Raw genomic sequence first — 546 nt, 5'->3', positions numbered from 1 at the left:
ATGAACAGCGGGCTGGCGGACTTCATCGAGCATCACGCCGAAACGATCATCGAGCACGCGATCACGTTCGCGAAGACCGTGGAAGTCGGTACGCCACTGGATGACGCTGCGCTGCGCGACCACTTGCCCGAGATCGTCGAGGCGATCGTGGTGGACTTGCGAACGCCGCAGACACGCGCCGAGGAAATCGAGAAGTCCGAGGGCCGCGCGCTGGTGCCCATCGGGCGCCCCCGGTCGGCAGCGGGCACGCACGCCCTGCATCGCGCCCACAGCGGTTACAGCATCTCGAACCTCGTGTCGGAGTACCGCGCCCTGCGCGCGTCCGTATTGCGACTGTGGGCAGAGGCGCCCGACCGGGAAGTTGCCTCCGCAGAGGAGGTCACCCGGTTCAACGAGGCGATCGACGAGGCGATCGCCGAGTCGGTGAGCCATTACGCGGACGAGGTGGAGCGGTGGCGCAACATTTTCCTGGGCGTGCTGGGCCACGATCTGCGCAGCCCCCTAAGCGCCATCGTGATGTCATCCCAGATGATCGCGCGCGTGGCG

The 546-nt window shown here is 66.7% G+C and carries 1 pseudogene; it reads left to right on the top strand.

Features of this window, described 5'->3' with window-relative positions:
- A pseudogene (locus ACFOPO_RS18450) lies at window positions 1–546 on the top strand (two-component sensor histidine kinase); the annotation flags it as partial.

Origin of the sequence: Lysobacter sp. GCM10012299, from assembly GCF_042649405.1 — a bacterium.
GTDB lineage: Bacteria > Pseudomonadota > Gammaproteobacteria > Xanthomonadales > Xanthomonadaceae > Lysobacter_J.
Note: the sequence above shows the minus strand (reverse complement) of the source record. Positions and strands in the feature narration are given on the sequence as shown.